The sequence below is a fragment of the Microbulbifer harenosus genome (assembly GCF_005771435.1).
Classification (GTDB): Bacteria; Pseudomonadota; Gammaproteobacteria; order Pseudomonadales; family Cellvibrionaceae; genus Microbulbifer; species Microbulbifer harenosus.
On record NZ_VANI01000004.1, the window covers coordinates 67371 to 90655 of the forward strand.

Consider the following 23285-nt stretch of genomic DNA (forward strand, 5'->3'; position numbering starts at 1 on the left):
CCCCTTTTGCATTTCCGGCTCTCAGGTCAGACACTCAGGCCGAGCTGGCCAGGGTCAGTTTGTGCGTTGGGAAATTGAGCGTGAAGGTACTGCCGCGGCCAGGCACACTGCTGACCGTGAGGTTGGCACCGTGGCGCAGCAGCACATGTTTGACGATGGCGAGGCCGAGACCGGTACCGCCACTCTCCCGCGAGCGGCCCGCATCCACTCGGTAGAAACGCTCGGTGAGACGGGGGATATGCACCGGATCTATACCGATACCACAGTCCTTCACGGAAAAATGCCCGCCCGCCGCATCCAGGCGCCAGCGCAGTTCAATCGGCCCGCCATCAGGGCTGTACTTCACCGCGTTGAAGGCGAGGTTTGCAAACGCACTGTGCAGCTCGCCGGCGGTGCCGGTAATAGTGCAGTCCTCGATACACTCCACGGTGATCTCGTGGCGCCCGCCACTCAGTGAGCGCGCCTCACCGGCCACCTGCTCCATCAACTGCCGGACCGACACCCTGTCGCGGCCAGTGTCGCGCTCCGACGTTTCCAGCCGCGCCAGCAATAGCAGATCGTTCACCAGCCCGGTCATCCGCACCGTCTGCTCGCTCATCTGCGTCAGCGGCCGCTCCCAGTTGCGCGGCGCCTGGCCGCTCATCTGCAGCGTCTCCAGATAACCCGCAATCACCGTCAGCGGAGTGCGCAACTCATGAGACACATTCGCCACAAAATCCCGCCGCATCTGCTCGAGGTTATGCAGTCGCGTCACATCCCGCACGATCACCAACGCCTCATCCTGACCGAAGCGCGTCACCTCCATGGTCAGAATACGCGAATCGTCCCCCGGCGCCGGAAGCGTAATCGGCTCCAGCGACGCGCGACCGCGCCCGAACATACGGTTGTGCATATGCTCCACAAACCGCGGATCGCGAACGAAGTTGACCAGCGGCTGCCCCGCATCATCCGCCTGCAGGCGCAACATCTGCCCCGCCGCCGGATTCCACCACGCCAGATTGCCCTCATCCTCCAGTGCCACAATCCCCTCGCGCAGCGCACTGGTACTGTCCTGCACCCGGCGCAGCATGGAATGGAGCTTCTGTTTTTCCTTGCGGTGGCGGCGCTGCAGTCGATAGAAATCGTCGGAAATATCGCCCCATACTCCGAAGCTCGTCGGCGCGGGACCGCGGCGACCGTTGGCGAGCCAGCGGTCGAACTGGTTCTGCTGCCACAGCAACCAACCGAGATACACGGCGAGGCCGGCACACAGCGCCAGCCACCAGTTGTCGGTCGAAAAACCGAGAATGGTGGTGCCGAGGGCGATGACGATAAAGCGCGAGAACTCGCCAATACTGCGATCGAGCATGATGGTTGGGCCATCTGGATAGGTGAGTGAATTCTGCGATTTGATGAACAGTGCGCAGGATTCTAAGCGAAGGCCGGGTGCCGGGTATGTGTTTTTGAAAGCGTCGGCGACAGGGAAGTCGCCGACGCAGCGTACAGGGATGTATTCACAGGGGGACGCCCAGTCCGGTTTCAAAAACACATACCCGGTGGCCGGCCGCCACCGGGCTCGCTACGGAGCCACATAAAGCTGGAAAAAGAGCTTACACTCTTTCCACAGTCTGTACAGAAAAGCGGTAGCCGGTGCCGCGCACGGTCTGGATATAGCGCTCATGGCCGTCGATGGTCAGCGCTTTGCGCAGGCGACGGATATGCACGTCCACCGTGCGCTCCTCCACATACACATTGCCGCCCCACACATGGTCCAGCAACTGCGTACGGGTATAGGCCCGCTCCTGGTGCGACAGGAAAAACGTCAGCAAACGGAACTCCGTCGGCCCCATCTCCACCGGCTGGCCATTGATCGTCACCCGGTGGCTGATCGGATCCAGCACCAGGCCACCCGCCGTCAGCGGCTCCTCCGGCGTCGTCGGCCCCGCGCGGCGCAGAACCGCCTTCAGACGGGCTACCAGCTCGCGCGGAGAAAACGGCTTGGTAATGTAATCGTCGGCGCCAGTTTCCAGCCCCTTGATCTTGTGATCTTCCTCGCCCTTCGCCGTCAGCATGATGATCGGCAGCGAAGACGTCAGCTCATCCCGCTTCAGGCGGCGGGCCAGCTCAACCCCGGAAACATCCGGCAGCATCCAGTCCAGCAGCACAAGATCCGGCTTCTCGTCGATCACCAGTGCGTGCGCCGCCTGCGCATTCTCCGCCTCAAGGCAGCGATAATCCGCCATCTCCAGCGCAATTCGCAGCATATCCCGGACCGGGGCTTCGTCGTCGACTATAAGGATCGTCTTGCTGTGCATTTGCCTGCCATACCCTAGCTGGTGAATTTGTCACTTAACTGACTTTTCTTAGAGTGGCCATTTAACGTCACTTTAATGACAAATATATGACAGCTGTGCGGCGATCACGACCTCGCCGCCAAAAGGTAGGTTCAGTTGGCTAGAAAATGGAAAAAAATACCTGCAAAAATCGCCGCGCCAGCCCAATTATTGTTGAGAAACGCCTGAAAGCAGAGTGCCCGTTGCCGATTCCGCACCAGCCGCTGTTGATAGATGAACAGCCCGGTCGCCGCGGCCACGCCGCAGTAAAACAGAGCACCCAGCGCCTCCCGGCTGCCCAGCATCAGCAGCGCCAAAACGACCATCGCCTGCAAACTGCCGGTCATCACCCGGTCCATATCGCCAAACAGGATGGCGGTGGACTTGACCCCGATCCGCAAGTCGTCGTCCCGGTCCACCATCGCGTAAAAGGTGTCGTAGGCCACGGTCCACAGCAGATTCGCGGTGAAAATCAGCCAGGCCACCGCCGGCACTTCTCCCTGCACCGCCGCGAACGCCATGGGAATACCCATGCTGAAGGCGGCGCCCAGCACCACCTGTGGCAGGTGGGTATAGCGCTTGGCAAAGGGGTAGCAAAAGGCCAGCGCCAGTGCCGGCAGCGACAACAGTACAGTGAGCCGGTTGGTCGTCAGCACCAGTAGGAAGGCCGCCAGCATCAGGCCCGCGAACAGCAGCAGAGCGCCCTTCGGCGTGGCCGCACCGGTGGCCAGGGGGCGCTGGTTGGTGCGCTTCACGTGGCCATCGATGTTGCGGTCGGCGAAGTCGTTGACGGCACAGCCGGCGGCGCGAGTGAGGACCACACCGAGGGTGAACACCGCAAACAGATGCAGACCCGGCCAGCCCTCAGCGGCAATCCACAGGGCCCACCAGGTGGGCCAGAGCAGCAGCAGCGAGCCGATGGGGCGGTCGAGGCGCGCCAGCTGCCAGTAGGGAAGCAGTTGCGGCCAGCGCTGTTGTATCTGTTGGCTGATCACTTGCATAGGTGTCTCCCGGAACGCGTAGCCCTCAGGCGGAGGGTGGACTGTGGGGATTGAAACTGCTGAGGAAGGTTTCCGCAACCAACAGGGGCTTGTCGCCGAGCCAGAAGGTGGAGCGGCGGCCCCAGGCGCGGGTGGCCATGTCGGCGAACTGTTCGAGCTGGCATTGGGGATTGCGCGCAAGCTGATTGAGGACGATGGGGCCGCGCCGCATATCGGATCGGCTGAACAGGAGTTCCCCCAGGGGGCGGTTGTCGAGACTGCGCAGGTGGCGGTGTTTGCCGGCCAGGGAGCGCTCAGGCAGGATACTGCGGGCGTAGACCCAGGGTTGGCCGCGACCGCAGAGCAAAACTTCGCGCACGAGGGCGAGGGATTTGTCGCGCAGGCCGAGGGCGCGACGCTCTTCGAGGCGCGGTTGCTGCCAGCCCTGGTTGAGTATCTGAACGTGAAACTCGCCGCTGCTGTGGTGTTTGAGAGCGGCGGTGAGGGAGCCGGGGTGCAGCAGCCAGGGCAGCAGTGGCTCCGGTGGCGTTGATCCGTGGAGGGTGTCCAGCGGGTGGGGGTGCCAGTCGCCGACGGGTTCAAAAGGGGAGTGGTACAACGCTGACTCCGCGCGGGTTCAAATGACCGCATTGTACCTGAGCAAGCCATTCGGGGAACGCGCTTTGCCCCTCGTGCTTGCTGCCGATATAGTGGCGCAATCTATAACTAGAGGCCTGAACTAAGTTCGGTGGCGGCGCCTTCGCCCGGAAATTCTTGGTTCTTGCCATCCGCATATAATTTTTTGCCGCACTCGTGGTGAAAACATAAACAGGACGGACCATGGGGCTCACCAAACAAATCGTACTGGCCATGATCGCGGGCATCGCGGTCGGCCTGCTGTTCAATTTTCTCAATGTCAGCCAGATCCTTGGCGGAGGCGTAACCGGGTTTATCAATAACTACCTGACCAATGGCCTGTTCGATGTTGTCGGGCGGATCTTTATCGCGTCCCTTCAGCTGATGGTTGTGCCGCTGGTACTGGTTTCCCTGATCTGCGGAGCCTGTGCGCTGTCGGACGGCAGCCGGGTTGGGGTGCTGGCGGGCAAGACGCTGCTGCTGTACCTGATGACCACGGCACTGGCGATTTCGCTGGCACTGGTGCTGGCGTTGGTGTTCCAACCGGGTGCGGGTATGGAAGGAATGGCCGGTGATGCGGTGTTTGATCCCAAGCCGGCACCGCCGCTGTCGGAAATGCTGGTGAACATCTTCCCCACCAACCCGGTGGAAGCGATGGCCAAAGGCAACATGCTGCAGATCATTGTATTTGCTCTGCTGATGGGTTTTGCAATTTCCCGCAGCGGCAAGCCGGGGCAGCGCATTGCGGGCTTCTTTAATGATCTCAACGAAGTGATCATGCGCATGGTTTCGGTGCTGATGGTGTTTGCACCCTATGGGGTATTCGCGCTGTTGGCGAACAAGATTGCGCAACTGGGGCTGGATGCGATCCTGCAGTTGCTGAAGTACTTCCTTGTGGTGCTCGGCACGCTGCTGCTGCATGCCTTCGGGGTCTACTCGCTGCTGCTTAAGCTGCTGTCCGGCCTGAACCCGGTGAAGCTGATAAAGAAGATGCGCCCGGCGATGGTGTTTGCCTTCAGTACCGCCTCTTCCGCGGCCACGATACCGGTCACATTGCAGACGGTGGAGAAGCGCCTGGGCGTGGATAACAAGGTGGCCTCTTTCACCATCCCGCTGGGTGCGACCATCAACATGGACGGCACCGCGATCATGCAGGGGGTGGCGACGGTATTCATTTCCCAGCTTTACGGGATCGAGATCGGCCTGATGGGCTACCTGACCGTGATCCTGACGGCGACGCTGGCTTCTGTTGGCACCGCTGGCGTGCCTGGTGTCGGCTTGATCATGCTGGCGATGGTGCTGCAGCAGGTGGGCTTGCCGCTGGAGGGGATCGCCATTGTGATGGGTGTGGATCGCCTGCTGGATATGGTGCGAACGGCGGTGAATATCACCGGGGACGCGGTGGTGAGTACGATTGTGGCCAAAAGCGAAGGCGCGCTCAATCTCCAGACCTTCAACGATGACAACTACAACAGCGTGGCAGACGGCAACGAACGGAGTGCGAGCAGCGCCACCTCCTGACACTGCAGAAAATCACAAACAACAGGGCTGCGTTTGCAGCCCCTGTTGTTTGTGCGCCTTACGTCTCCAGCGGGAAGCCGCTACAGCGCGGCCAGCTCCCGCAGCCGGTCCGCCTCGAGGTTTTCCTCCATGGACTCCACCAGCTGTTCCACCAGCTCGCTGAGCGCTTTCTTGATCGCCTCTTCGGTGTTGTCGTCACCGGTGCGGCCGTCGTGGTAGACGCGGGCCAGGTATTTTTCGCTGATCCTGAGTTCGTCGATATTGATCCTCTGCTCGCGCAGCGCGGTACCGCTGCGATTGCTGAGGACGTAACGGAACTCGCCGTTCAGGGTGACGTTGCCCTGCTCCAGGTCATAATCGGCCTTGGGCTTGATGCCGGCCAAGTGCTTGATGACCTTGAGGTTGAGGTTGTTTTGCAGGGTTAGAGCGCCGTCTGCCTGTACCAGCGGTACTTTCTCATCGTCCAGATACTCGTGCAGCTCCGTTGCCAGCTCGCTGTGCAGATGCTGGGTGTAGGTGCGTATCGCCTGCTGTTTCAGATCCGAAAGTGCGCCGCCGTTGCCGGCCTGGGCCAGCATAAGCTCCAGATTGCCAGCGGAAACGGGCATGGGCACATCAATCTCGATTTGTGTGGCGGCGACCACAAGACTGGGGGTGACATCATCGCCGCCCCAGAAGCCGCCCTGGGCATGGCTCTGGACAGTAAATCCAATGCTCAGCAGGCCGGCGAGCGCCAGCTTGCGCAAGGTGGGGGTTCTCATTCATCGCTCCCTGTTTTCTTTTTTATGCCGGGATGTCTGGTAAAGCTCTGGCGAATCAATTCGCTCTGTAATTACTGTATAACAAGTGACAGGCTGCCAGTTATTGGGACAGAGAGCAAAATTTTTCCGTGACCTATACGTCAGTAGTCGTTCGTTTTGTGCGCGGGATCTCGGCGGGAATTTGCAAGTTCGGCTACAGCCCTTGGGGATAGCTGGCGGCTGCGTGATCGGTGGGAGGCGCGCCCCAGGGCGCGCGGCGGGAGTGGGTCAGCCGCCGGCGATATTCCGCAGGCTGTCTGCTTCCAGGTCGTCCTCGATGCGGTCGAGTATCCGCGCCACCAGGTTGTCGGTCAGCTTTTCCAGTTCTGCTGGCGTACTGTCTTCGGCGGCCTGGCCGTTGCTGTAGGTCTTGATCTGGTAGCTGGCCTTGATACGCAGGTCGGCGATATCCAGGCGCCGCTCTTTCAGCACCTCGCCGCCCGGCTTCTGCAGGCGGAAGTTGAAATCGCCACTGGCGCTCAGATTGCCCTTCTCCAGCTCATAGTCGTCACCGCTTTTGAGTCCGCTCAACTGCTTGACGATGGAAATGTCGATGAAGTTGTGCAGGGTCAGCGAATGGTCGCTGGCAGCGAGCTCCACCTGTTCCTCCGCAAAAAAATCCCGCAGCGCGTGTTCGAGCTTGCTGCGCAATTGTTCGCTGAAGGCGCGGGTGGCTGCGTCCCGCGCGGCTGCCAGACCCTCGCCGGAGGCGGCCTGGGCGAGCAGCGCCTGCATGTCGTTTCCTTGCAGCGGCGTGGGGATTTCCGCGGCCACTTGGGTGCGCGCCAGGGTGATCTGGGGGAGTGGCGGTTCATCGCTGCTGCCAAACAGGCCGAGGGCCAGAGAGGGTGCGGAGGGCAGCGTCAACATGGCACAGACGACAAGGCGGCTGCCGGCGGACACAAGATTGTGCCTGAATGAGCGGTTCAAGTGAGTCTTCCTGTGGTTTTCGCGAGGTTACGCCATGTCGGCGCCGAGGGTTGTTGTACGTGCGTGAGCAACTCTCCAGCGGAGGCTGCCACTGCCACGGTGCGAGTGCAAAAATATTGGTGACTGTTCTTGACCAGTTGGTCTCTGCAAGGGGTGGCGGCTTCGAAAAAGGCGCAGCGCTTCACAAAGCCGGGAAAAGCTGGAGGGAAACTGTATAGCTAAGGACCGTGTAGCGTTGCGCACCGCCCCCATCAGGCCTCCGCGAAGCGCGGCTTGTTGTGCAGCCAGCGTCGCACCAGTGCCGCGCGTGCCCTGTGGTCCAGGCGGGGGTCGGCGGCGATTTTCTGCACCAGTGGCAACAGGTGCGCATCCCGCTGCAGGTCCGCGATGCGGTGCTGGATCTCGCCGGTCTGGCGGGTGCCGAGGATTTCGCCGGGGCCGCGCAGGCGCAGATCTTCCTCGGCGATGGCGAAACCGTCGGCGTGGCTGCGCAGGGCCTGCAGGCGCGCGCGGCCGTTGGCAGACAGCGGCGTGGTGTACATCAGCACACAGTGACTGGCGATGCTGCCCCTGCCGACGCGCCCTCTCAGCTGATGCAGCTGTGCGAGACCCAGGCGTTCAGGGTTCTCGATGATCATCAGGCTGGCATTGGGCACATCCACGCCCACCTCGATCACGGTAGTTGCGACCAATAAATCCACGTCGCCGGCCTTGAAGGCCTTCATTACCAGCTCCTTGGCGTCGGGCTTCATGCGCCCGTGCACCAGGGCCACGCGCACGCCGTCGAGGGTATCCGCCAGCTCCTCGGCGGTGGATTCGGCGGCCTGCGCCTGCAGCGTTTCCGACTCTTCAATCAGGGTGCACACCCAGTAGGCCTGGCGACCCTCGCGCACCGCGTTCTGTACCCGCTCCATCACCTCGTAACGGCGCTCGCTGGAGATGGCCACGGTGTTGATCGGCTGGCGGCCGGGGGGTAGTTCATCGATCACCGAACAGTCCAGATCCGCGAATGCCGACATCGCCAGAGTGCGTGGAATCGGGGTGGCGGTCATGATCAGCTGGTGCGGTTGGGTGCGGGCCGCGCCCTCGACAGAGTCATTTTCTCCGCTGGCGGCGCCCTTTTCCCGCAGCTGCAGCCGTTGGCGCACGCCAAAGCGGTGTTGTTCGTCGATGATCACCAGCGCCAGGCGGTGGAACTCCACGCCATCCTGAAACAGTGCGTGAGTGCCTACCACCAACTGTGCGTCGCCGGTGGCGATGGCCGCCAGCTGCGCGCGACGCTCCGATACTTTCATACTGCCGGTGAGCCAGGCCACGGTGATGCCCAGGGGTTCCAGCCAGCCGCAGAAGTTGATCCGGTGCTGCTCGGCGAGAATCTCCGTGGGCGCCATCACCGCGCATTGATAGCCGGCGCCGATGGCCTGCAGAGCGGCGCGCGCGGCCACCAGGGTTTTCCCGGAGCCCACGTCGCCCTGCAGCAGGCGCATCATTGGCACCGAGCGCGTGAGATCGTCGGCAATCTCTTTTCCCACGCGCTTCTGGGCATTGGTGGGCGCAAACGGCAGGCGCGCGAGAAAATCCCGCTCCAGCGCCGCGTTGGGGGTGAGTGCGGGTGCGGAGACCCTGGAGGTGCTGCGGCGCAGTTCCAGCAGGCTCAGGTGGTGCGCCAGCAATTCTTCCAGCGCCAGCCGTTGCTGTGAAGGATGCTGGCCTTCCGCCATTTGCGGCAGGTCCGCGTCTGCCGGCGGCTGGTGCAGATACATCAGCGCGCCTGCCAGTGGAATCTGCAGGGAGCGCGGCAGCAGTTCCGCCGGCAGCAGTTCGGTGACATTGTTGCCGGCGAGCCAGTCGAGCCCCTGCCCGATCAACGCGCGCAGCCGCCCCTGCCCGAGGCCCTCGGTCAGCGGGTATACGGGCGTGAGGGTGTCGGCAGTGGGGGAAATTTCCTCGCCGAGAATCTCGGTTTCCGGGTGATAAAGTTCGATACCCGCACTGCCGCGGCGGGCTTCGCCGTAGCAGCGTATGCGGGTGCCGGGGGCCAGGCGGTTTTTCTGCGCGGCGGTGAAATGGAAAAAGCGCAGCGTGACACTGCCGCTGCTGTCCTGCAGGCGCACCGCCAGGCTGCGGCGACGGCCGAGCACCACGTCCGCGGCGCGCACTTCACCCTCGATGACCGCATCCATGCCCGGGCGCAGGCCCGCCAGCGGGACTACGCGGGTGCGATCCTGGTAGCGGGCCGGCAGGTGGAACAGCAGGTCCTGCAGTGAGCTGATATGCAGTTTGGCGAGGGTCTCCGCGAGCTTGGCGCCGACGCCTTTGAGGGCGGTAACGGGGATTTCCGCCAGCGGTTTCTGGCCCTGGCGTTGGCTTTGGTCTTGTCTCTGGCTCACGGACTCTTGAGCTGGCACTGGTTGATGGCGTCGCGCAGCATGTCGATGGCGCGGTGTCGCGGGAAACTCGCCCGCCAGGCCAGGGCCACGGTGCGCCGAGGCGCCGGTGCCACAAATGGGCGGGTTACCAGCACACCGGTGGCGTACTGGGAGGCCGCCGCCGCCGAAAGTGGCAGCACGGTAATGCCCAGGCGGGAGGCCACCATATGGCGCAGGGTTTCCAGTGAGCTGCCGTCGGCCGCGGTGCGGATATGACCACTGGCGGCCTCTTTTTCAATCGACTGCTGCAGCTGCGGGCAGGCCTCCAGCACCTGGTCGCGGAAGCAGTGGCCTTCCCCAAGCAGCAGGACATTGTCTTCGCACAGCTGCTCCGGGCTCAGCGCTTCAAACTTGGCGAGTGGGTGATCCGAGGGCATCAGCACCACGAAGGGTTCATCGTACAGCGGTTGGGTGACCACATCCGGTTCGGTAAATGGCAGCGCAATGATTACCGCGTCCAACTCGCCTTTGCGCAGGCGCGCCCGCAAAGTGGAGGTGTAGCCCTCCTCTACATACAGCGGCATCTGTGGTGCCAGGTGTTGCAGCTGTGGAATGAAATGCGGGAATAAGTAGGGCCCAATGGTAAAGATGGCCCCGACGGACAGCGGGCTGCTCAGTTGGTCCTTGCCGGCGCTGGCGATGTCCTTGATGGCCGCCGACTGTTCCAGTACCAGCTGTGCCTGGGCGACGATACGCTCGCCCAATGGGGTGGCTTGCACCCGGGTCTTGGAGCGTTCGAACAGGGCGACCCCCAGCTCTTTCTCCAGCTTTTTGACGGCGATGGAAAGTGTGGGTTGGCTCACAAAACAGCGCTCGGCGGCGCGGCCGAAATGCTGCTCCTGAGCGAGGGTAACGATGTAGCGCAACTCGTTTAATGTCATGGCAAACGCAATCAAGGAAAACTTGGCGATAGAGTTTATTCATAAACGCCCCCAGGCGGCCAGCAAAACTGCCACCCGGATGTGTAAATGTCTCAAACCAGAAAAAAATGCTATTAATCAGCTTTATAGTTAGTAATTTTTGCTATTAACTTTCGCTCTTCGCAGTGGTGTGGCGCTTTATTTGCTATACGTTAAAGGGCAAGTGTTCAATACACACAAAGCGGAGAATCGCTATGGGAATCTTGTCTTGGATAATTCTCGGCCTGATCGCGGGCGCGCTGGCCAAGTGGATCATGCCGGGTCCGGACCCGGGCGGCTGGATTGTCACGATCATCATCGGCATTGTCGGTGCGATCATCGGCGGTTGGCTCGGCTCGCTGGTTGGTATCGGCGGACCTGTCACCGGCTTTGCGCTTGGCGATATCATCACTGCAGTGATCGGTGCCGTCATCCTGCTGTTTATCTACAGGATGGTGAAGTCGCGCAGCTGACTGCGGAATCGGAATACCGAGTGCAGAGGCCCACGGCGCGCTGTGGGCCTCGTTCACAGATTGCGATGAGCAAACAGGTTATAAATGGGTTTGCTGACTGAGTATTCGCAATAATTCACAAATTGTTCTCACATTCAACTTAGAAAAGGGTGCCGGAGCGATTGCGGCACCGGACATATTGGGGCCGACGTTCGGACCTGGGGGTTTATTCAAGCGGTTATGGCAAAGGAAAAAGTCTGGATCTTCGGCTGCGGCGATCTGGGGACTCGTCTGGCATTGAAGCTGGATCGCAAGGCGTACGACGTATTTGGCGTGCGACGCAATCCGCTGCAGGCGCTGGCACGCAAGCGCCGGGCAGACGTCGTCAACTGGCGCCGCGGCGACGCTACCCGGGCGGAAGACATCCACAGGCATCTCGATGGGGGTGCGGATGTGGTCATCGCAACCTTTACCCCCGGCGCCAGCACGCCGCAGGCATATCAACGCGCCTATGTGGAAACCGCCAGCGCCATGCGCCAGGCCCTTGCGGATATGCAAAAGCCACCGCGTCTGCTGCTGTGGATTTCCTCGTCCCGTGTTTACGGCCAGAGCGGCGATCAGTGGCTGGACGAGCGCTCACAACCGCTGCCCAGCAGTTACCAGGGCGAAGCATTGCTGGCGGCGGAAAAGATCATTCAACAGAGTGTGGTGGAAACCTGTGTCGTGCGTTTCGCCGGCATATACGGCCCCGGCCGCGATCGCCTGCTTTCGCAAGTGCGCGCCGGCCGCTGCGCACCGCCCTCGCCGCCGCAATACAGCAACCGGATTCATGTGGATGATGCGGTGGGTTTTCTGGCCCATCTGATCGAGAATCAGAAAAGCGGCCGCGCCATTGAAAAACTGTATATCGGTGCCGACTGCACGCCGGTGCCCATGTACGAACTCCAGAGCTGGCTGGCCAAATCCATGGGATATACCAGCGCACATCTACGCGAAGAAGTGCCCACCAGCGAACGCCGCTCGAAGAAGCTGAGCAACAAGCGCATGCTGGAAAGTGGTTATGAAATGCTGTATCCCGATTATCGCGCGGGCTATAGCACCCTGCTGGAAAACGACTGACAGGCTTCCGCGGAGCCATCTTCCCCGAAATCCACGCAGCGCGCCGCTTGTTCAAAGCGCGCGCGACCTCCTGCTCAGATCACCATCACCGCTTCGGCTTCAAACTGCGCCCCCCGCGGCAGCTGGCTGACACCTACCGCAGCGCGCGCCGGGAAGGGCTTGGTGAACAGCTCGTCCATCACTTCATTGACGGTGGCGAAGTTGCTCAGATCGGTGAGGTACAGGTTCAGTTTGACGATGTGGTCCAGCGAGCCGTTGGCCGCTTCGCATACCGCCCGCAGGTTCTTGAACACCTGCAGGGCCTGCTCGCGGAAGTCCTCGGAGACGAGCTCCATGGTTTCCGGCACCAGTGGAATCTGGCCGGACAAGTAGATGGTGTTGTCGACTTTGACGGCTTGCGAGTAGCTGCCGATGGCGGCCGGTGCCTTATCGGTCTTTATCACGGCGCGATTGGGCATGGGGTTACTTCTCCGGGCCCTGCGGGGCCTGCTTGCTGAAAAAGAAAGCGGGAGAATATAGCGCGGTTTAAGCCGATTGGGGAGAAATGTGAGGCAGTCGGAAACGATATGCGAACCCATCCACAATCCAGAAAAAATTGTGCAAATCCCTTCCGAATTTAACAAAACCTCCGCAACCACCATCCGCCAGCAACCACAATTCAGAAGCCACAAATGAGGCCCGTCACCGGTGCCCACCCGACAAACGATTGCCGACAGGTTGTTTGGCGGGTGGGCACCGGTGGCGGGCCGGGCTATCCGACCACTTGTGTGACCGCAGGCTCCGGGTGCTCCGTAGCTGAGCGCGGGCGCTTCGTAGTGATATCTGTGGCGGCACTGCTACCGGTGACTGCTCGCGGGACACGAGCTAGGCGCCCCCCCTCAACCCATCCATGGGGGCTCGGCTGCGGCCATCCAGGCCGCAGACGGTCCCGCGAGCAGTCCCCGGCATCAGTGCCTTCGATTCTGAGATTTTAGTATTAACTGGCCCGTCAAACCGTCACCGGGTAAATGCGTATTTACGGACGAGCGATCTTCAGAACCGCGGGCAGGTTGCGCAGACGTTTCATCACCCGCGCCAGGTGCACCCGGTTGGTGACCTCCAGAGTGAGGGAGATCACGCTGTGCTGAGCATCCTTCTCGTCCACATGGATCTGTTCGATGCTGGCGCCCTCCTCCGTGATACGCGTCGCCAGGCGCGCGATGATGCCGCGCTCGGATTCGACTTCCACCCGCACATCACCGAGGAAATCCCCCTTCACATCCGGCGACCAGTTCACCGCCATAATATTTTCCGGGTGCTCGCGCAACTCCGCCGCATTGCGGCAGGTATCGCGGTGCACCACCACACCCTTGCCGGAACTGATATGGCCCATGATGGTATCGCCTGGAATCGGCCGGCAGCAGCGGGCGAAACTGATCATCATGCCCTCCTGGGCGTCGATGGTCAGCGGCGACGAGATATGGCTGGCTTCGGTTTCCGTGGTGCCCGGCGGTACCAGTAGCTTGGCGGCGGAGAAGGCGGCGCGGTTGCCGAGGCCGATTTCTTCCAGCAGGTTGTCAAAGCTCTCGCAGCGCGCCTCTTTTACTCCGCGCTGGATCTGCTCTTCCGTAAGATCGGTGATTTTGAAGTGGAACTTCACCAGCGCCTTTTCCAGCAACCGCCGTCCCAGAGCGATGGAGTCGTGGTGGCGCTGGTGTTTGAGGAAATGACGGATGGCGCTGCGCGCCTTGGCGGTGACCACAAAGTTGAGCCAGTTGGGGTTTGGCTGCACATTCTTGCTGGTGAGAATTTCCACCTTTTGGCCGCTCTCCAGCGGCTGCGACAGCGGTGCCAGGCGCTGGTTGATGCGCACCGCGACACAGGAGTTGCCGATATCGGTGTGCACCGAGTAGGCAAAGTCCACCGCGGTGGCGCCGGCGGGCAGGTCGATGATTTTGCCTTTGGGCGTGAATACATAGACCTCGTCCGGGAAGAGGTCGATCTTCACGTTTTCGATAAACTCCAGCGAGTCGCCGGCGCGCTGCTGCATCTCCAGCAGGCCCTGTACCCAGCGGCGCGCGCGCACCTGGCTGGTGCCGCCGGTGTTCAACACCTCATCCCCGGAGGACTTGTACAGCCAGTGGGCGGCGATGCCGCTGTTGGCCATCTCGTCCATTTCCTTGGTGCGGATCTGCACCTCGATCGGCACCCCGTGCATGCCCAGCAACACCGTGTGCAAGGACTGATAACCATTGGATTTGGGGATGGCGATATAGTCCTTGAACTCGCTGATCACCGGCTTGTACAAGTTGTGGATAACGCCGAAGGTGCGATAACAGGTATCCACGCTGTCGACGATGATGCGGAAGGCGTAGACGTCCATGATTTCCTTGAACGACTTCTTCTTCGAGCGCATCTTTTGATAAATGCTGAACAGGTGCTTCTCGCGCCCGATTACCAGCGCATCGATATTTTCCCGCTCCAGGCGCAGCTCGATGGCGTTCTGGATCTTTTCCAGCAGTTCCTTGCGGTTGCCGCGTGCGGCCACCAGCGCGGCGCGCAGGCGGCTGGCGCGCAGCGGGTAGATGGCGAAAAAGGCGCGGTCCTCGAACTCGATGCGCACATCGTTCATACCCAGGCGATTGGCGATGGGCGCGTAGATTTCCAGGGTTTCGCGGGCGATGCGCGCGCGCTTTTCCGGTTTCAGCGAGCCGAGGGTGCGCATGTTGTGCAAACGGTCGGCGAGCTTGACCAGAATTACGCGGATATCCCGCGCCATGGCCAGCGCCATTTTCTGGAAGTTCTCCGCCTGTTTTTCCGCCGGGCTGTCGGTTTCGAACTGGGTGAGCTTGGAGACCCCGTCCACCAGGTCCGCCACCTCGTCGCCGAACTGTTCCGCCAGTGCCGCCTTGGGGATGCCGGTGTCTTCGATCACGTCGTGCAGCATGGCCGCGGCCAGACTCTGGGCGTCCATGTGCATGCCCGCCAGGATGGTGGCGACGGCGAGGGGATGGGTAATGTAGGGTTCACCAGAGCGCCGCGTCTGGCCGTCGTGGGCCTGTTCCGCATAGAAGTACGCGCGGCGGACGAACTGGATCTGATCGGGCGGAAGATAGGACGAGAGGCGATGGGCCAGACTGTCGATAGTATGCAAAGCCGCGCTCGCCTCTTAGATTTCCTGCAAATCCTGCATCAATACGTCGGTAACCGGATTACAGGTCCTGCTCGGACAGGAATACAGGTGCCGGCGCGGCTCGGCGGACTGGCTCTTCTTCCGGCTCGTCGAGGATGCTGGCGTCCACGAAGCCCTCTTCGATTTCGCGCAGGGCGATCACGGTGGGCTTGTCGTTTTCTTCCGGTACAAACGGGTCGCGGCCGCCGGTGGCGATCTGGCGGGCGCGCTTGCTGCCGACAATCACCAGTTCAAAGCGGTTGTCTACGTGGTCGAGGCAATCTTCAACGGTAATACGTGCCATAAATCTTCTGTTCCAGTGTGGGTACGCCCGGGTGGGCGAGAAAGAGCGAATTCTGTCGTCCGCCGGGTTTAGACCCGGATGGATTGGGGGTAGCTATTCTACCGGACCGCGCGGTGTACGCAAATCGAACAGTGCACGGATCAAGATGCGAAGGTGGCGATGCCGGGTATAGGTTTGTGAGACCTTCCGCGAGAGGGACCTCGCGGAAGAGCCCCCATGGATGGGTTGAGGGGGGGCGCCTAGCCCGTGTCTCACAAACCTATACCCGGTAGCGCCGCCGCCACGGAATACGTTTAGAACGGGTGGCTTACTGCGTCCGTAACAGCGACTGCAGCAACGCACTGTGCCGCTCCTGCTGCCGCACCAGCCGCTGGCGCTCCGCCACCATGATGGCGCGCAGTTCGGCCAGCGCGGTGGTGAAGTCGTCGTTGATGACCAAGTAATCCGTCTCCACATAGTGGGACATTTCGTTGATCGCCTGCGCCATGCGCTTGTCGATCACCGCCTGATCGTCCTGGCCGCGCCCGGTCAGGCGCTCCAGCAGTGCCTGCTGCGACGGCGGCAGAATGAATATGCCTACCGTCTCCGGCATCAGCCGGCGCACCTGCGCCGCGCCCTGCCAGTCGATTTCCAGGATCACATCGCGACCGCTGGCCAGGGTTTCATCCACCCAGGCCCTGGAGGTGCCGTAGAAATTCTCGAATACCTGGGCGTGTTCCAGAAACGCGCTTTCACCGAGCATGTGCACGAACTCGTCGCGACTCACGAAATGATAGTTGATGCCCTCGATCTCACCCGGACGCATGGGCCGGGTGGTGTGGGACACGGATACGGTGACCTGGGTGTCGGCCTCGATCAGCGCTTTCACGAGGCTGGTTTTACCGGCGCCGGAGGGCGCAGAGACCGTATAAAGAGTACCTGTGGACACGGCGAACCTTGCTGCAGTGGTAGTGAGTGGGAACAGATTGGCGGGGAGTATAACGGATGCGAGACAGGCAGTCCCCCGACCGGTGCTGGGGGCAAAAGTGTTGGGCTTTTTCAGCCACCTGTCACGGGGAGACAGGTGGCTGAAGCCGGCCGGGAGTGCCTGCGGAAACTCAACCCGGACTCAGCAAAAGTGCGGGCTACAGCGGATTCCTAACGTTAATGACTAACGGAGGCGACTGTATCGCCTTTGCCATTAAAAACCAACCACCACCAGAGCGCGGCGCTGGCCACACAATAGCCGGCAACCGCGGCCCAGGTCGCCTGGGGCAACAGCGGCAGCGCGGCCAGCAGCGCGCCCAGCCGGCCCGGTTCCCACAAGCGGGTGCGCACTTCGCCATCCAGAATACGCCCGTTCACCACCAGCCCCGCCACCAGCATCAGCACCAGCAGCGCGGTGGTGGCGTAGTCCAGGGTTTTGCCGTACTGCAGCAGCGCGAGCGTGGCGATGGAATAAACCAGGTGCTGCGCCAGCGCATACCAGCGCAGGCCGCGGGCGACCTTGGGGTCGTAGCGCTGGAAATTGGCCAGATCGCAACTGGGCACCGGCATCGCCGCCTCTGCATCCGCGGGGCGGTAACCGGTGGCGCGGAACCACAGGGTAAGTTTTTCCTTCCAGCTTTTGGTGTACACCGCGTCGAGCCACATGCGCTTGAAGTGCTGCAGGTTGGCGGCGAGCGGATCAAAGCTGTTCAGCGGTTTGCGCACGCCATAGATGCAGGGTTCCTCGTCCAGCTCCTCCTGGTATGTGCCGAACAGGCGATCCCAAATAATCAGCACGCCGCCGTAATTGCGGTCCACATACACCTTGTTCTGGGCGTGGTGCACCCGGTGGTTGGAGGGGGTGACGAGGATCCATTCCATCCAGCGCATCCCTCTTTTAAAAGCGGGAATCTTCTGGGTGTGCACCCAGAACTGGTAGATCAGGTCGATGGCGCCGGCGGTGACCAGCAGTTCCCACGGCAGGCCGATCAACAGCAGCGGCAGGTAGAAGATCCAGCCCAGCGGCACCAGGTCGCTGGACTGGCGCAGCGCGGTGGTGAGGTTGTAGTCCTCACTCTGGTGGTGCACCAGATGCTCCGCCCAGAAGATATTGATTTCGTGACTGACGCGGTGCTTCCAGTAGTAACAGAAGTCGTACGCGATCACGGCCAGCAGCAGGTGCCAGGGGTTGTCGAGGGACCAGCTGATACCGAGCTGCCGGTAGACGGGTTCCAGCCATTGGTACAGGGGAATGTAGAACAGCACCAGGATGCCCGCCCGCACCAGACCGAGGATGCGGCTGAGTATGCCGGCGCCGAGACTGCCGATGGCGTCGTTCAGCCGGTACAGGCCCCAGCCGCGCCAGCGGTCCAGTGCCAGTTCAATCAGTACGGCGAGCAGGAAAAATGGAATGGCGGCGGTAACGAGTCCCACGGACACCTCGGAAATTGTCTATATCGTTATCGTTGTTTTGACCTCGCGGGTAATGTTGCCACAGGCCGCGACGTGAACAATGTCCAGCGGAGACCGGATTCCGAAATCCGTACGCTATTGTCACCTATTCACCGCCAACACAAATGGGAGTCACCATGATCAACGCCTACGCCGCCGACAGCGCCGGTGCCGAGCTCAAGCCCTTCAGCTATGACCCGGGCAGCCTTCCCCCCGGCCAGGTGGAAATCGCGGTGGAGTACTGCGGCCTCTGCCACAGTGATGTGAGCGTGGTGAATGACGAATGGGGCATGACCGCCTTTCCTGTTGTGCCCGGGCACGAGGTGGTGGGCCGTATCGCGGCACTGGGCGACGGCGTTAGCCACCTGAAGAAAGACCAGCGTGTCGGGCTCGGCTGGCACGCTGGATTCTGCGGCCACTGTGGCGAGTGCGACACCGGCAATCAAAATCTCTGCTCTCAGGCTCAGCCCACCATCATCGGCCACCACGGTGGCTTTGCTGACAGGGTGCGCGCCAGTGCCAGCAGTGTGGTGCCGATCCCCGAGGGGCTCGACCCGAAAGTGGTCGGCCCGCTCTTCTGCGCGGGCATCACCGTGTACAACCCGTTGGTGCAGTTCGACATCAAACCCAACAGCCGCGCCGGCGTCATTGGCATTGGCGGCCTCGGCCATCTCGCCCTGCAGTTCCTGAATGCCTGGGGTTGTGAAGTGACGGCGTTTACCTCAAGCGACAGCAAACGCGACGAGGCGCTGTCACTGGGGGCGCACCACACGCTGGACAGTCGCGATCCCAAAGCGTTGAAGGCCGCCGCCGGCAGTTTTGACCTGATTATCTCCACCGTGAACGTGAAGCTGGACTGGAACACTTACCTCGCCACGCTGAGGCCCCGCGGTCGCCTGCACTTTGTCGGTGCCACCACCGCGCCGCTGGATCTCAATGTGTTCAATCTGCTGATGACCCAACGCCAGGTCTCGGGTTCGCCCGTGGGCAGCCCCGCCACCATTGCGGATATGCTCGAATTTGCCGCCCGCCACGGGATCGCGCCAAAAGTGGAGCACTTTCCCATGAGTGCGGTAAACGAAGCGTTCGAGCGGCTGGAGAGCGGCAAAGCGCGCTATCGCATCGTTCTGGAAGCGGGAAAGTAAGCAGTAAAAAGGCCGGCGGATGCCGGCCAGAAAGGAAGAGGTGAATTAGTTTGGAATCGAGCGGATCGGTTCGCGATCAGGGCGCGGCTTCCGCCTGCAGTGTGACGCCTGAATAGGCGCTGTAACCGCGGATACTGATATACCAGGTGCCGGCCTGTGGATTGCTGAAACTGCAGCTCTCGTTATTGCCGTTGCGGTAGGGGCGGCAGTTGTAGCTGCTGGTGGTGGGTTGTGCGCCGTACCGTACGTACAGGTCGCCGTCGCCACTGCCGCCGCTCATCAGTACTTCCAGCGCCGCCATGCCGCTGTTCACATCCAGAGTGAAGTGCTGCCAGGACCCCGAAGCGCCCGAGAGGTTGCTTTCGGTCCAGCCTGTGGCGCCACCGCCACTGCCGCCCTCGTCAAAGCTGCCCGTAAGGCTGACGCCGGAGAAGCTGCTGTAGGCCTGCAGCATCACGTGGTAAGTCCCCGCCTGCACATTGCTGATATTGCAGGTTTCGTTGTTGCCATTCAGATAGGGGCGGCAATCGTAACTGCCGGTGGTGGGCTGGCTGGCATAGCGCACATACAGGTCCGCATCGCCGCTGCCACCGGAGATAGAGAAGCTGAGGTTGCTGGCGCCGGCCGGCACTTCAAGCGTGAAGTACAGGGCCTGTCCACTGCTGGCGGAAAGGCCGGTCACCGCGACGCCGTTGGTGAGTTCGCCGTCGCCGGGTTCCGGATCACTGCCGCCGCCACCGTTGGCTGCCGCGACCGCTGCGGAGGCATCCACGATACCGGAGCCGCACTGGTTGCAGGTGCCGGGAAAGCTGCGCGCGGTGTTCTTCAGGATGGACTCCACGTCGCTCGGTGTGATGCCGCTATCCACTGCGTACAGCAGTGCGGCGGCACCGGCCACATGCGGCGCGGCCATACTGGTGCCCTGGTAGAAGGCATAGCTGTCACTACCTGGGCCCTGACTGCCACTGTTGAGGGTGGACAGCACGCCGTTGGAGCTCACTGAGGTTTCACCGCCCGGTGCCGCCACATCCACCACGCTGCCGTAGTTGGAGTAATAGGCGCGGCTGCCGGCGCGGTTGGTGGACGCCACGGAAATGACACCGGAACAGCTGGCGGGACTGTAGTTGCCGGCATTGGCGTTGGAGTTGCCCGCGGCTACTACCACGGTGGTACCTAGACTGCGAGCAGTATTGATGGCGTTTTGGGTGGTGGTGTCACAGCTGCCGCTGCCGCCGAGGCTCAGGTTAAGAACCTGCGCGGGATTCTGGTTGGCCGGCACACCGCTGACGCTACCGCCAGCGCCCCAGATTATGCCGTCGGCAATATCCGAAGTGTAACCGCCGCAGCGGCCCAGCACCCGAATAGGCACAATCTTGGATTTATACGCCACACCCGCCACACCGGTGCCGTTGTTGGTCACAGCGGCAATGGTGCCGGCCACGTGGGTGCCGTGCCAACTGCTGTTGCGCGCGGGTTGCCCGGCGCCACAAGCACCGGCGGGAGACCAGTCGCCAGGATCACTGGCATCGGAGTCGCGACCGTTTCCATCCTGGGCTACCGTGGTGTCGGAGATCATGTCGTAACCCGGCAGGATATTGGCGTTCAGGTCCGCGTGCGGGCGGTAACCGGTGTCGATTACTCCCACTACCACGCCTTCTCCCTGAGTCACATCCCAGGCGGTCGGCAGGTTCAGGCCGCCGGTGGCTTCAAAGTAATGCCACTGCTGGTTGTAGTTGGTGTCGTTGGGGACAGCCATGGGTTGCATCAAACGGTCGGGTTCGGCGTATTCCACCTGCGGGTCCTGCTGCAGGCGCGCGATAATGGCATCGAGTTCCGCTTTACTGGTGCGCTGCTCCAGCTTCATCAACTGTGCCCCGGTGGCGAGACGGCGCATATGTGTGACGCGGTGCCCTGCGGTTTGCGCAATACGGTCCATTGCGGTCTGCGACATGGACATCGCATTGGCACCCGCCATGGTGCTCTTGTATTTCACGATGATGCGGTCTGTCACCACTTCGTCCGGCGCCACCGCCATAGCGGACAGCTCCGGTTCCACCGCCTGCGCAGTGAAACTCATGCCGAAAGTGGCACTGAACAACAGTGTTGCTGCGCCGAGCACGGCGCCGGGTCGCTGTTTCAATAATGCTGAAAATTTCATTGTTGCGAATTTCTCCATAATTATTTTTATCGACGGAGCTGGGTAGAGCCGTCGTCAACCACACTGCGGAACTCCTGGGCAGTAGGCCCCGAATGCCAAGTACAATTTTGTTGTATCAACGTTTCGAGGTAATGGTTTAACGAGGAAGATGGTTGCGCCCGCAATTGAAAATTGGGACAACTCTTTGGAATTTGCGCCAAAATCAGGATTTACTTGGTACGCGCGTTTTAGGTGGGTTTGGGTCTGTGACGGAAGTCTCCGCGGGTGGCGCACAAAGAGTTTTCATCTGGCTGAGATAAAGCGGAGTAAAAACAGGAAAGCCGCGCGGGCGTGGTGGGCGCAAGGATGACCTGTGCAAGATAGCAGCGGGTTGTTGAATTTATTGCTTCACTTGCTGTGTCAGAAGTTTTTGCACCACGTGGGTGTGTATAGGTACCAGGCCCGCCCGCAAGCCGAAGGGCTTGAATACTTTATTGATAACCGTATTCGCGGGGCTGCTCTTGTCCCGCTCCAGGTCCGAGAGTGTTCGTCGGCTTATATTGACGAGTTCGGCGTACTGAGTTTGGTTGAGGCCGAGTATTTCCTTGCGTAAATACTGCAGTAGTTGTCCTTGGGTAAGTTTTCCCAACATGTAGTTCGTCAGCAATTCGATCAGAAGGGCTTGTCTCTGTTCTGCGTTGAGGATCATATCAGGTCCCAGCGTTTCAGTTTTTGATCCAGAAAATCGAACCCAACCGCGGGCATGGATAAAATCCGCTCGGGCACCCCCCGCCGTTGCAGCCGGCCTTTCAACCCCTGCAGTTGTCCGGCCGTTTGCCGCAGTGTTTGCAGTATCTTTTGTGGGGGGCATCGTGAACCCAGTTTTTCCGCAATTTTCTCCCAGTGATATTCTCCCCCCTCCTCGTAGGGACTTCCCCAGGTCATGGTTCGGGTAATGCCTTCCGGGTCTGCTTTCATGGGGGCAAAGTCATAAATTGGTGACAGTCGTATCGAGCCGTTGTTTTTAATAAAAGCAGTATTGCGTCCGTGGTTGTCTGAATTTGCGAAGGCAATATTGAGCAGGTCGCGTTTAATCCATTCGCAGACGAAGGCTTCCTGGTCAAAATCTTCACCTCTTTTGCCGAGCAGTTCGCACAGCGTGTCGAGAGTGTCAAAATGGTTGAGGTAACTGCCCGCCGGTTTATCGAGTATCGATAACACGGATTCCAGCCCGTATCGCTGCCACTTACCGTCATGCCAGCACACATCAAACCGGGGTAGCCACAGCGACGGATAGCGCTCCCCTTCCATTAGCCGCATATTCTTTGTGGCGATGGTTTCCACACCCATCGCTTCCAGCTCGTGGTAGAAGTGATATTCGGCGCGGAGGATGTCGCAATCGTCGACGCCTCTATTACCCCGCGGGAATTTCACCAGGTAGTGTTCGTCGGAATTGGTGAAGTCATCCTGGTAAGTGTCGATCCAGATGGCATTTTCTTTTGAGCAGCGCAGCAGCAATTTCGGCGCTTCGCCACCGGCGCCGGTAGCGCCGCCGCTGATGGCCCCCATTTGCTGTGCATATTCGAGAAAATCCGTGTGCCGTTCGATAACATCCGTCACGTTAAAGCGCCGCAAGTGCAGGGTGCTGTCTTCCTGCCGTGGAGGCAGTGCTTCCTTGATTCGTAGATTACCCACCGGTGCTATGGTGCCCTTCTCCAGCAGCGCTGTGTCCTGTTGTGCCGCCGTTGCACTTTGCAGTCCGAGATAGTTCACCCAGTAGCGCCGGGCTGCACCGGAGGGAACAATGTCTTCGAGAAAGCGAAGCCATTGCGGTGCTTCGTGGGCGATCATTATCGCCACCGGCTGGTTGAGGCTGCAGGCGTGTTCATCGTCCCGCTCCATCCACCGCAGGGCGTAGTCGAGGTTGTAGCCCAGGGTTGTGGGGCTGGCGGCACCCCGCTCCGGCTGGGACAGAGTCAGTTCGGCGGCGTCCTGCCACTGGCCGTCCACGAGTATTTGCACCGTCAGTGATTTCATAAACGCATTTTGAGC

20 protein-coding genes are annotated in these 23285 nt (G+C 61.0%); 4 read left to right on the forward strand and 16 right to left on the reverse strand.

Annotated features, from left to right (window positions below; translation table 11 throughout):
* Positions 1–34: 34 nt before the first annotated feature.
* The 4 genes from phoR to FDY93_RS02575 all read right to left on the reverse strand — a co-directional run bounded on the left by phoR (position 35) and on the right by FDY93_RS02575 (position 3911).
* On the reverse strand, positions 35–1348 hold the full coding sequence (gene phoR, locus FDY93_RS02560; protein WP_138234190.1) for a phosphate regulon sensor histidine kinase PhoR: 1314 nt from the start codon (positions 1346–1348) through the stop codon (positions 35–37).
* 241 nt (positions 1349–1589) lie between these two features.
* Entirely contained in the window at positions 1590–2294 is a 705-nt protein-coding gene (gene phoB / locus FDY93_RS02565; protein ID WP_138234191.1) for a phosphate regulon transcriptional regulator PhoB, read from the reverse strand.
* A gap of 131 nt (positions 2295–2425) precedes the next feature.
* On the reverse strand, positions 2426–3313 hold the full coding sequence (gene ubiA, locus FDY93_RS02570; RefSeq protein ID WP_138234192.1) for a 4-hydroxybenzoate octaprenyltransferase: 888 nt from the start codon (positions 3311–3313) through the stop codon (positions 2426–2428).
* Positions 3314–3338: 25 nt separating this feature from the next.
* Entirely contained in the window at positions 3339–3911 is a 573-nt protein-coding gene (locus tag FDY93_RS02575) for a chorismate--pyruvate lyase family protein (RefSeq protein ID WP_138234193.1), read from the reverse strand.
* Positions 3912–4132: 221 nt separating this feature from the next.
* Here FDY93_RS02575 and FDY93_RS02580 point away from each other — a divergent pair, with 221 nt between their 5' ends.
* Positions 4133–5449, forward strand: a complete 1317-nt coding sequence (locus FDY93_RS02580; protein WP_138234194.1) for a dicarboxylate/amino acid:cation symporter — start codon at positions 4133–4135, stop codon at positions 5447–5449.
* Positions 5450–5529: 80 nt separating this feature from the next.
* Here the strand turns inward: FDY93_RS02580 and FDY93_RS02585 are convergent, their stop codons facing one another.
* The 4 genes from FDY93_RS02585 to FDY93_RS02600 all read right to left on the reverse strand — a co-directional run bounded on the left by FDY93_RS02585 (position 5530) and on the right by FDY93_RS02600 (position 10489).
* A complete protein-coding gene (locus FDY93_RS02585) occupies positions 5530–6210 on the reverse strand; it encodes a hypothetical protein (protein ID WP_138234195.1) in 681 nt (226 codons plus the stop codon).
* A 267-nt stretch (positions 6211–6477) separates the two neighbouring features.
* Positions 6478–7179 (reverse strand): hypothetical protein, encoded by a 702-nt coding sequence (locus FDY93_RS02590; protein WP_138234196.1) that lies wholly within the window; start codon positions 7177–7179, stop codon positions 6478–6480.
* Between the two features lie 251 nt (positions 7180–7430).
* Entirely contained in the window at positions 7431–9569 is a 2139-nt protein-coding gene (gene recG / locus FDY93_RS02595) for an ATP-dependent DNA helicase RecG (RefSeq protein WP_138234197.1), read from the reverse strand.
* Positions 9566–10489: a hydrogen peroxide-inducible genes activator gene (locus FDY93_RS02600; RefSeq protein WP_138234198.1), complete on the reverse strand. Its 924-nt coding sequence runs from the start codon at positions 10487–10489 to the stop codon at positions 9566–9568. Before FDY93_RS02600 ends, recG begins: the two co-directional genes overlap by 4 nt.
* Before the next feature lie 233 nt (positions 10490–10722).
* Between FDY93_RS02600 and FDY93_RS02605 the strand changes: the two genes are divergently transcribed.
* A complete protein-coding gene (locus FDY93_RS02605; protein ID WP_138234199.1) occupies positions 10723–10980 on the forward strand; it encodes a GlsB/YeaQ/YmgE family stress response membrane protein in 258 nt (85 codons plus the stop codon).
* A 219-nt stretch (positions 10981–11199) separates the two neighbouring features.
* Positions 11200–12078, forward strand: coding sequence for an NAD-dependent epimerase/dehydratase family protein (locus tag FDY93_RS02610; RefSeq protein WP_138234200.1), 879 nt, complete (start codon positions 11200–11202; stop codon positions 12076–12078).
* Between the two features lie 74 nt (positions 12079–12152).
* On the opposite strand, the gene FDY93_RS02615 is transcribed toward FDY93_RS02610, so the two are convergent.
* From FDY93_RS02615 to FDY93_RS02635, 5 genes are all read right to left on the reverse strand, one after another.
* Positions 12153–12536 carry a RidA family protein gene (locus FDY93_RS02615; protein WP_105102516.1) on the reverse strand — a complete coding sequence of 128 codons (384 nt, stop codon included), beginning with the start codon at positions 12534–12536 and terminating at the stop codon, positions 12153–12155.
* A 557-nt stretch (positions 12537–13093) separates the two neighbouring features.
* Positions 13094–15211 (reverse strand): bifunctional GTP diphosphokinase/guanosine-3',5'-bis pyrophosphate 3'-pyrophosphohydrolase, encoded by a 2118-nt coding sequence (gene spoT, locus FDY93_RS02620; protein ID WP_138234201.1) that lies wholly within the window; start codon positions 15209–15211, stop codon positions 13094–13096.
* Between the two features lie 58 nt (positions 15212–15269).
* Positions 15270–15533 (reverse strand): DNA-directed RNA polymerase subunit omega, encoded by a 264-nt coding sequence (rpoZ, locus tag FDY93_RS02625; RefSeq protein ID WP_138234202.1) that lies wholly within the window; start codon positions 15531–15533, stop codon positions 15270–15272.
* A gap of 307 nt (positions 15534–15840) precedes the next feature.
* Positions 15841–16461: a guanylate kinase gene (gene gmk / locus FDY93_RS02630; RefSeq protein ID WP_138234203.1), complete on the reverse strand. Its 621-nt coding sequence runs from the start codon at positions 16459–16461 to the stop codon at positions 15841–15843.
* 215 nt (positions 16462–16676) lie between these two features.
* On the reverse strand, positions 16677–17933 hold the full coding sequence (locus tag FDY93_RS02635; protein WP_138234204.1) for a sterol desaturase family protein: 1257 nt from the start codon (positions 17931–17933) through the stop codon (positions 16677–16679).
* Positions 17934–18088: 155 nt separating this feature from the next.
* Between FDY93_RS02635 and ahr the strand changes: the two genes are divergently transcribed.
* On the forward strand, positions 18089–19096 hold the full coding sequence (gene ahr / locus FDY93_RS02640) for an NADPH-dependent aldehyde reductase Ahr (RefSeq protein ID WP_138234205.1): 1008 nt from the start codon (positions 18089–18091) through the stop codon (positions 19094–19096).
* A 76-nt stretch (positions 19097–19172) separates the two neighbouring features.
* On the opposite strand, the gene FDY93_RS02645 is transcribed toward ahr, so the two are convergent.
* From FDY93_RS02645 to FDY93_RS02655, 3 genes are all read right to left on the reverse strand, one after another.
* Positions 19173–21254 (reverse strand): S8 family peptidase, encoded by a 2082-nt coding sequence (locus FDY93_RS02645; RefSeq protein ID WP_138234206.1) that lies wholly within the window; start codon positions 21252–21254, stop codon positions 19173–19175.
* Between the two features lie 379 nt (positions 21255–21633).
* Positions 21634–21942, reverse strand: coding sequence for a helix-turn-helix transcriptional regulator (locus FDY93_RS02650; protein WP_138234207.1), 309 nt, complete (start codon positions 21940–21942; stop codon positions 21634–21636).
* Positions 21939–23270, reverse strand: coding sequence for a type II toxin-antitoxin system HipA family toxin (locus tag FDY93_RS02655; RefSeq protein WP_138234208.1), 1332 nt, complete (start codon positions 23268–23270; stop codon positions 21939–21941). Before FDY93_RS02655 ends, FDY93_RS02650 begins: the two co-directional genes overlap by 4 nt.
* Between the last annotated feature and the right edge of the window lie 15 nt (positions 23271–23285).

Bases quoted from the DNA above. Each gene is read 5' to 3' on its own strand.
- FDY93_RS02650 (WP_138234207.1), bottom strand. From the start codon at position 21,942: ATGATCCTCAACGCAGAACAGAGACAAGCCCTTCTGATCGAATTGCTG.
- FDY93_RS02610 (WP_138234200.1), top strand. From the start codon at position 11,200: ATGGCAAAGGAAAAAGTCTGGATCTTCGGCTGCGGCGATCTGGGGACT.
- FDY93_RS02645 (WP_138234206.1), bottom strand. From the start codon at position 21,254: ATGAAATTTTCAGCATTATTGAAACAGCGACCCGGCGCCGTGCTCGGC.
- phoB (WP_138234191.1), bottom strand. From the start codon at position 2,294: ATGCACAGCAAGACGATCCTTATAGTCGACGACGAAGCCCCGGTCCGG.
- phoR (WP_138234190.1), bottom strand. From the start codon at position 1,348: ATGCTCGATCGCAGTATTGGCGAGTTCTCGCGCTTTATCGTCATCGCC.
- FDY93_RS02615 (WP_105102516.1), bottom strand. From the start codon at position 12,536: ATGCCCAATCGCGCCGTGATAAAGACCGATAAGGCACCGGCCGCCATC.
- FDY93_RS02655 (WP_138234208.1), bottom strand. From the start codon at position 23,270: ATGAAATCACTGACGGTGCAAATACTCGTGGACGGCCAGTGGCAGGAC.
- ahr (WP_138234205.1), top strand. From the start codon at position 18,089: ATGATCAACGCCTACGCCGCCGACAGCGCCGGTGCCGAGCTCAAGCCC.
- FDY93_RS02585 (WP_138234195.1), bottom strand. From the start codon at position 6,210: ATGAGAACCCCCACCTTGCGCAAGCTGGCGCTCGCCGGCCTGCTGAGC.
- rpoZ (WP_138234202.1), bottom strand. From the start codon at position 15,533: ATGGCACGTATTACCGTTGAAGATTGCCTCGACCACGTAGACAACCGC.
- ubiA (WP_138234192.1), bottom strand. From the start codon at position 3,313: ATGCAAGTGATCAGCCAACAGATACAACAGCGCTGGCCGCAACTGCTT.
- FDY93_RS02600 (WP_138234198.1), bottom strand. From the start codon at position 10,489: ATGACATTAAACGAGTTGCGCTACATCGTTACCCTCGCTCAGGAGCAG.
- FDY93_RS02605 (WP_138234199.1), top strand. From the start codon at position 10,723: ATGGGAATCTTGTCTTGGATAATTCTCGGCCTGATCGCGGGCGCGCTG.
- FDY93_RS02580 (WP_138234194.1), top strand. From the start codon at position 4,133: ATGGGGCTCACCAAACAAATCGTACTGGCCATGATCGCGGGCATCGCG.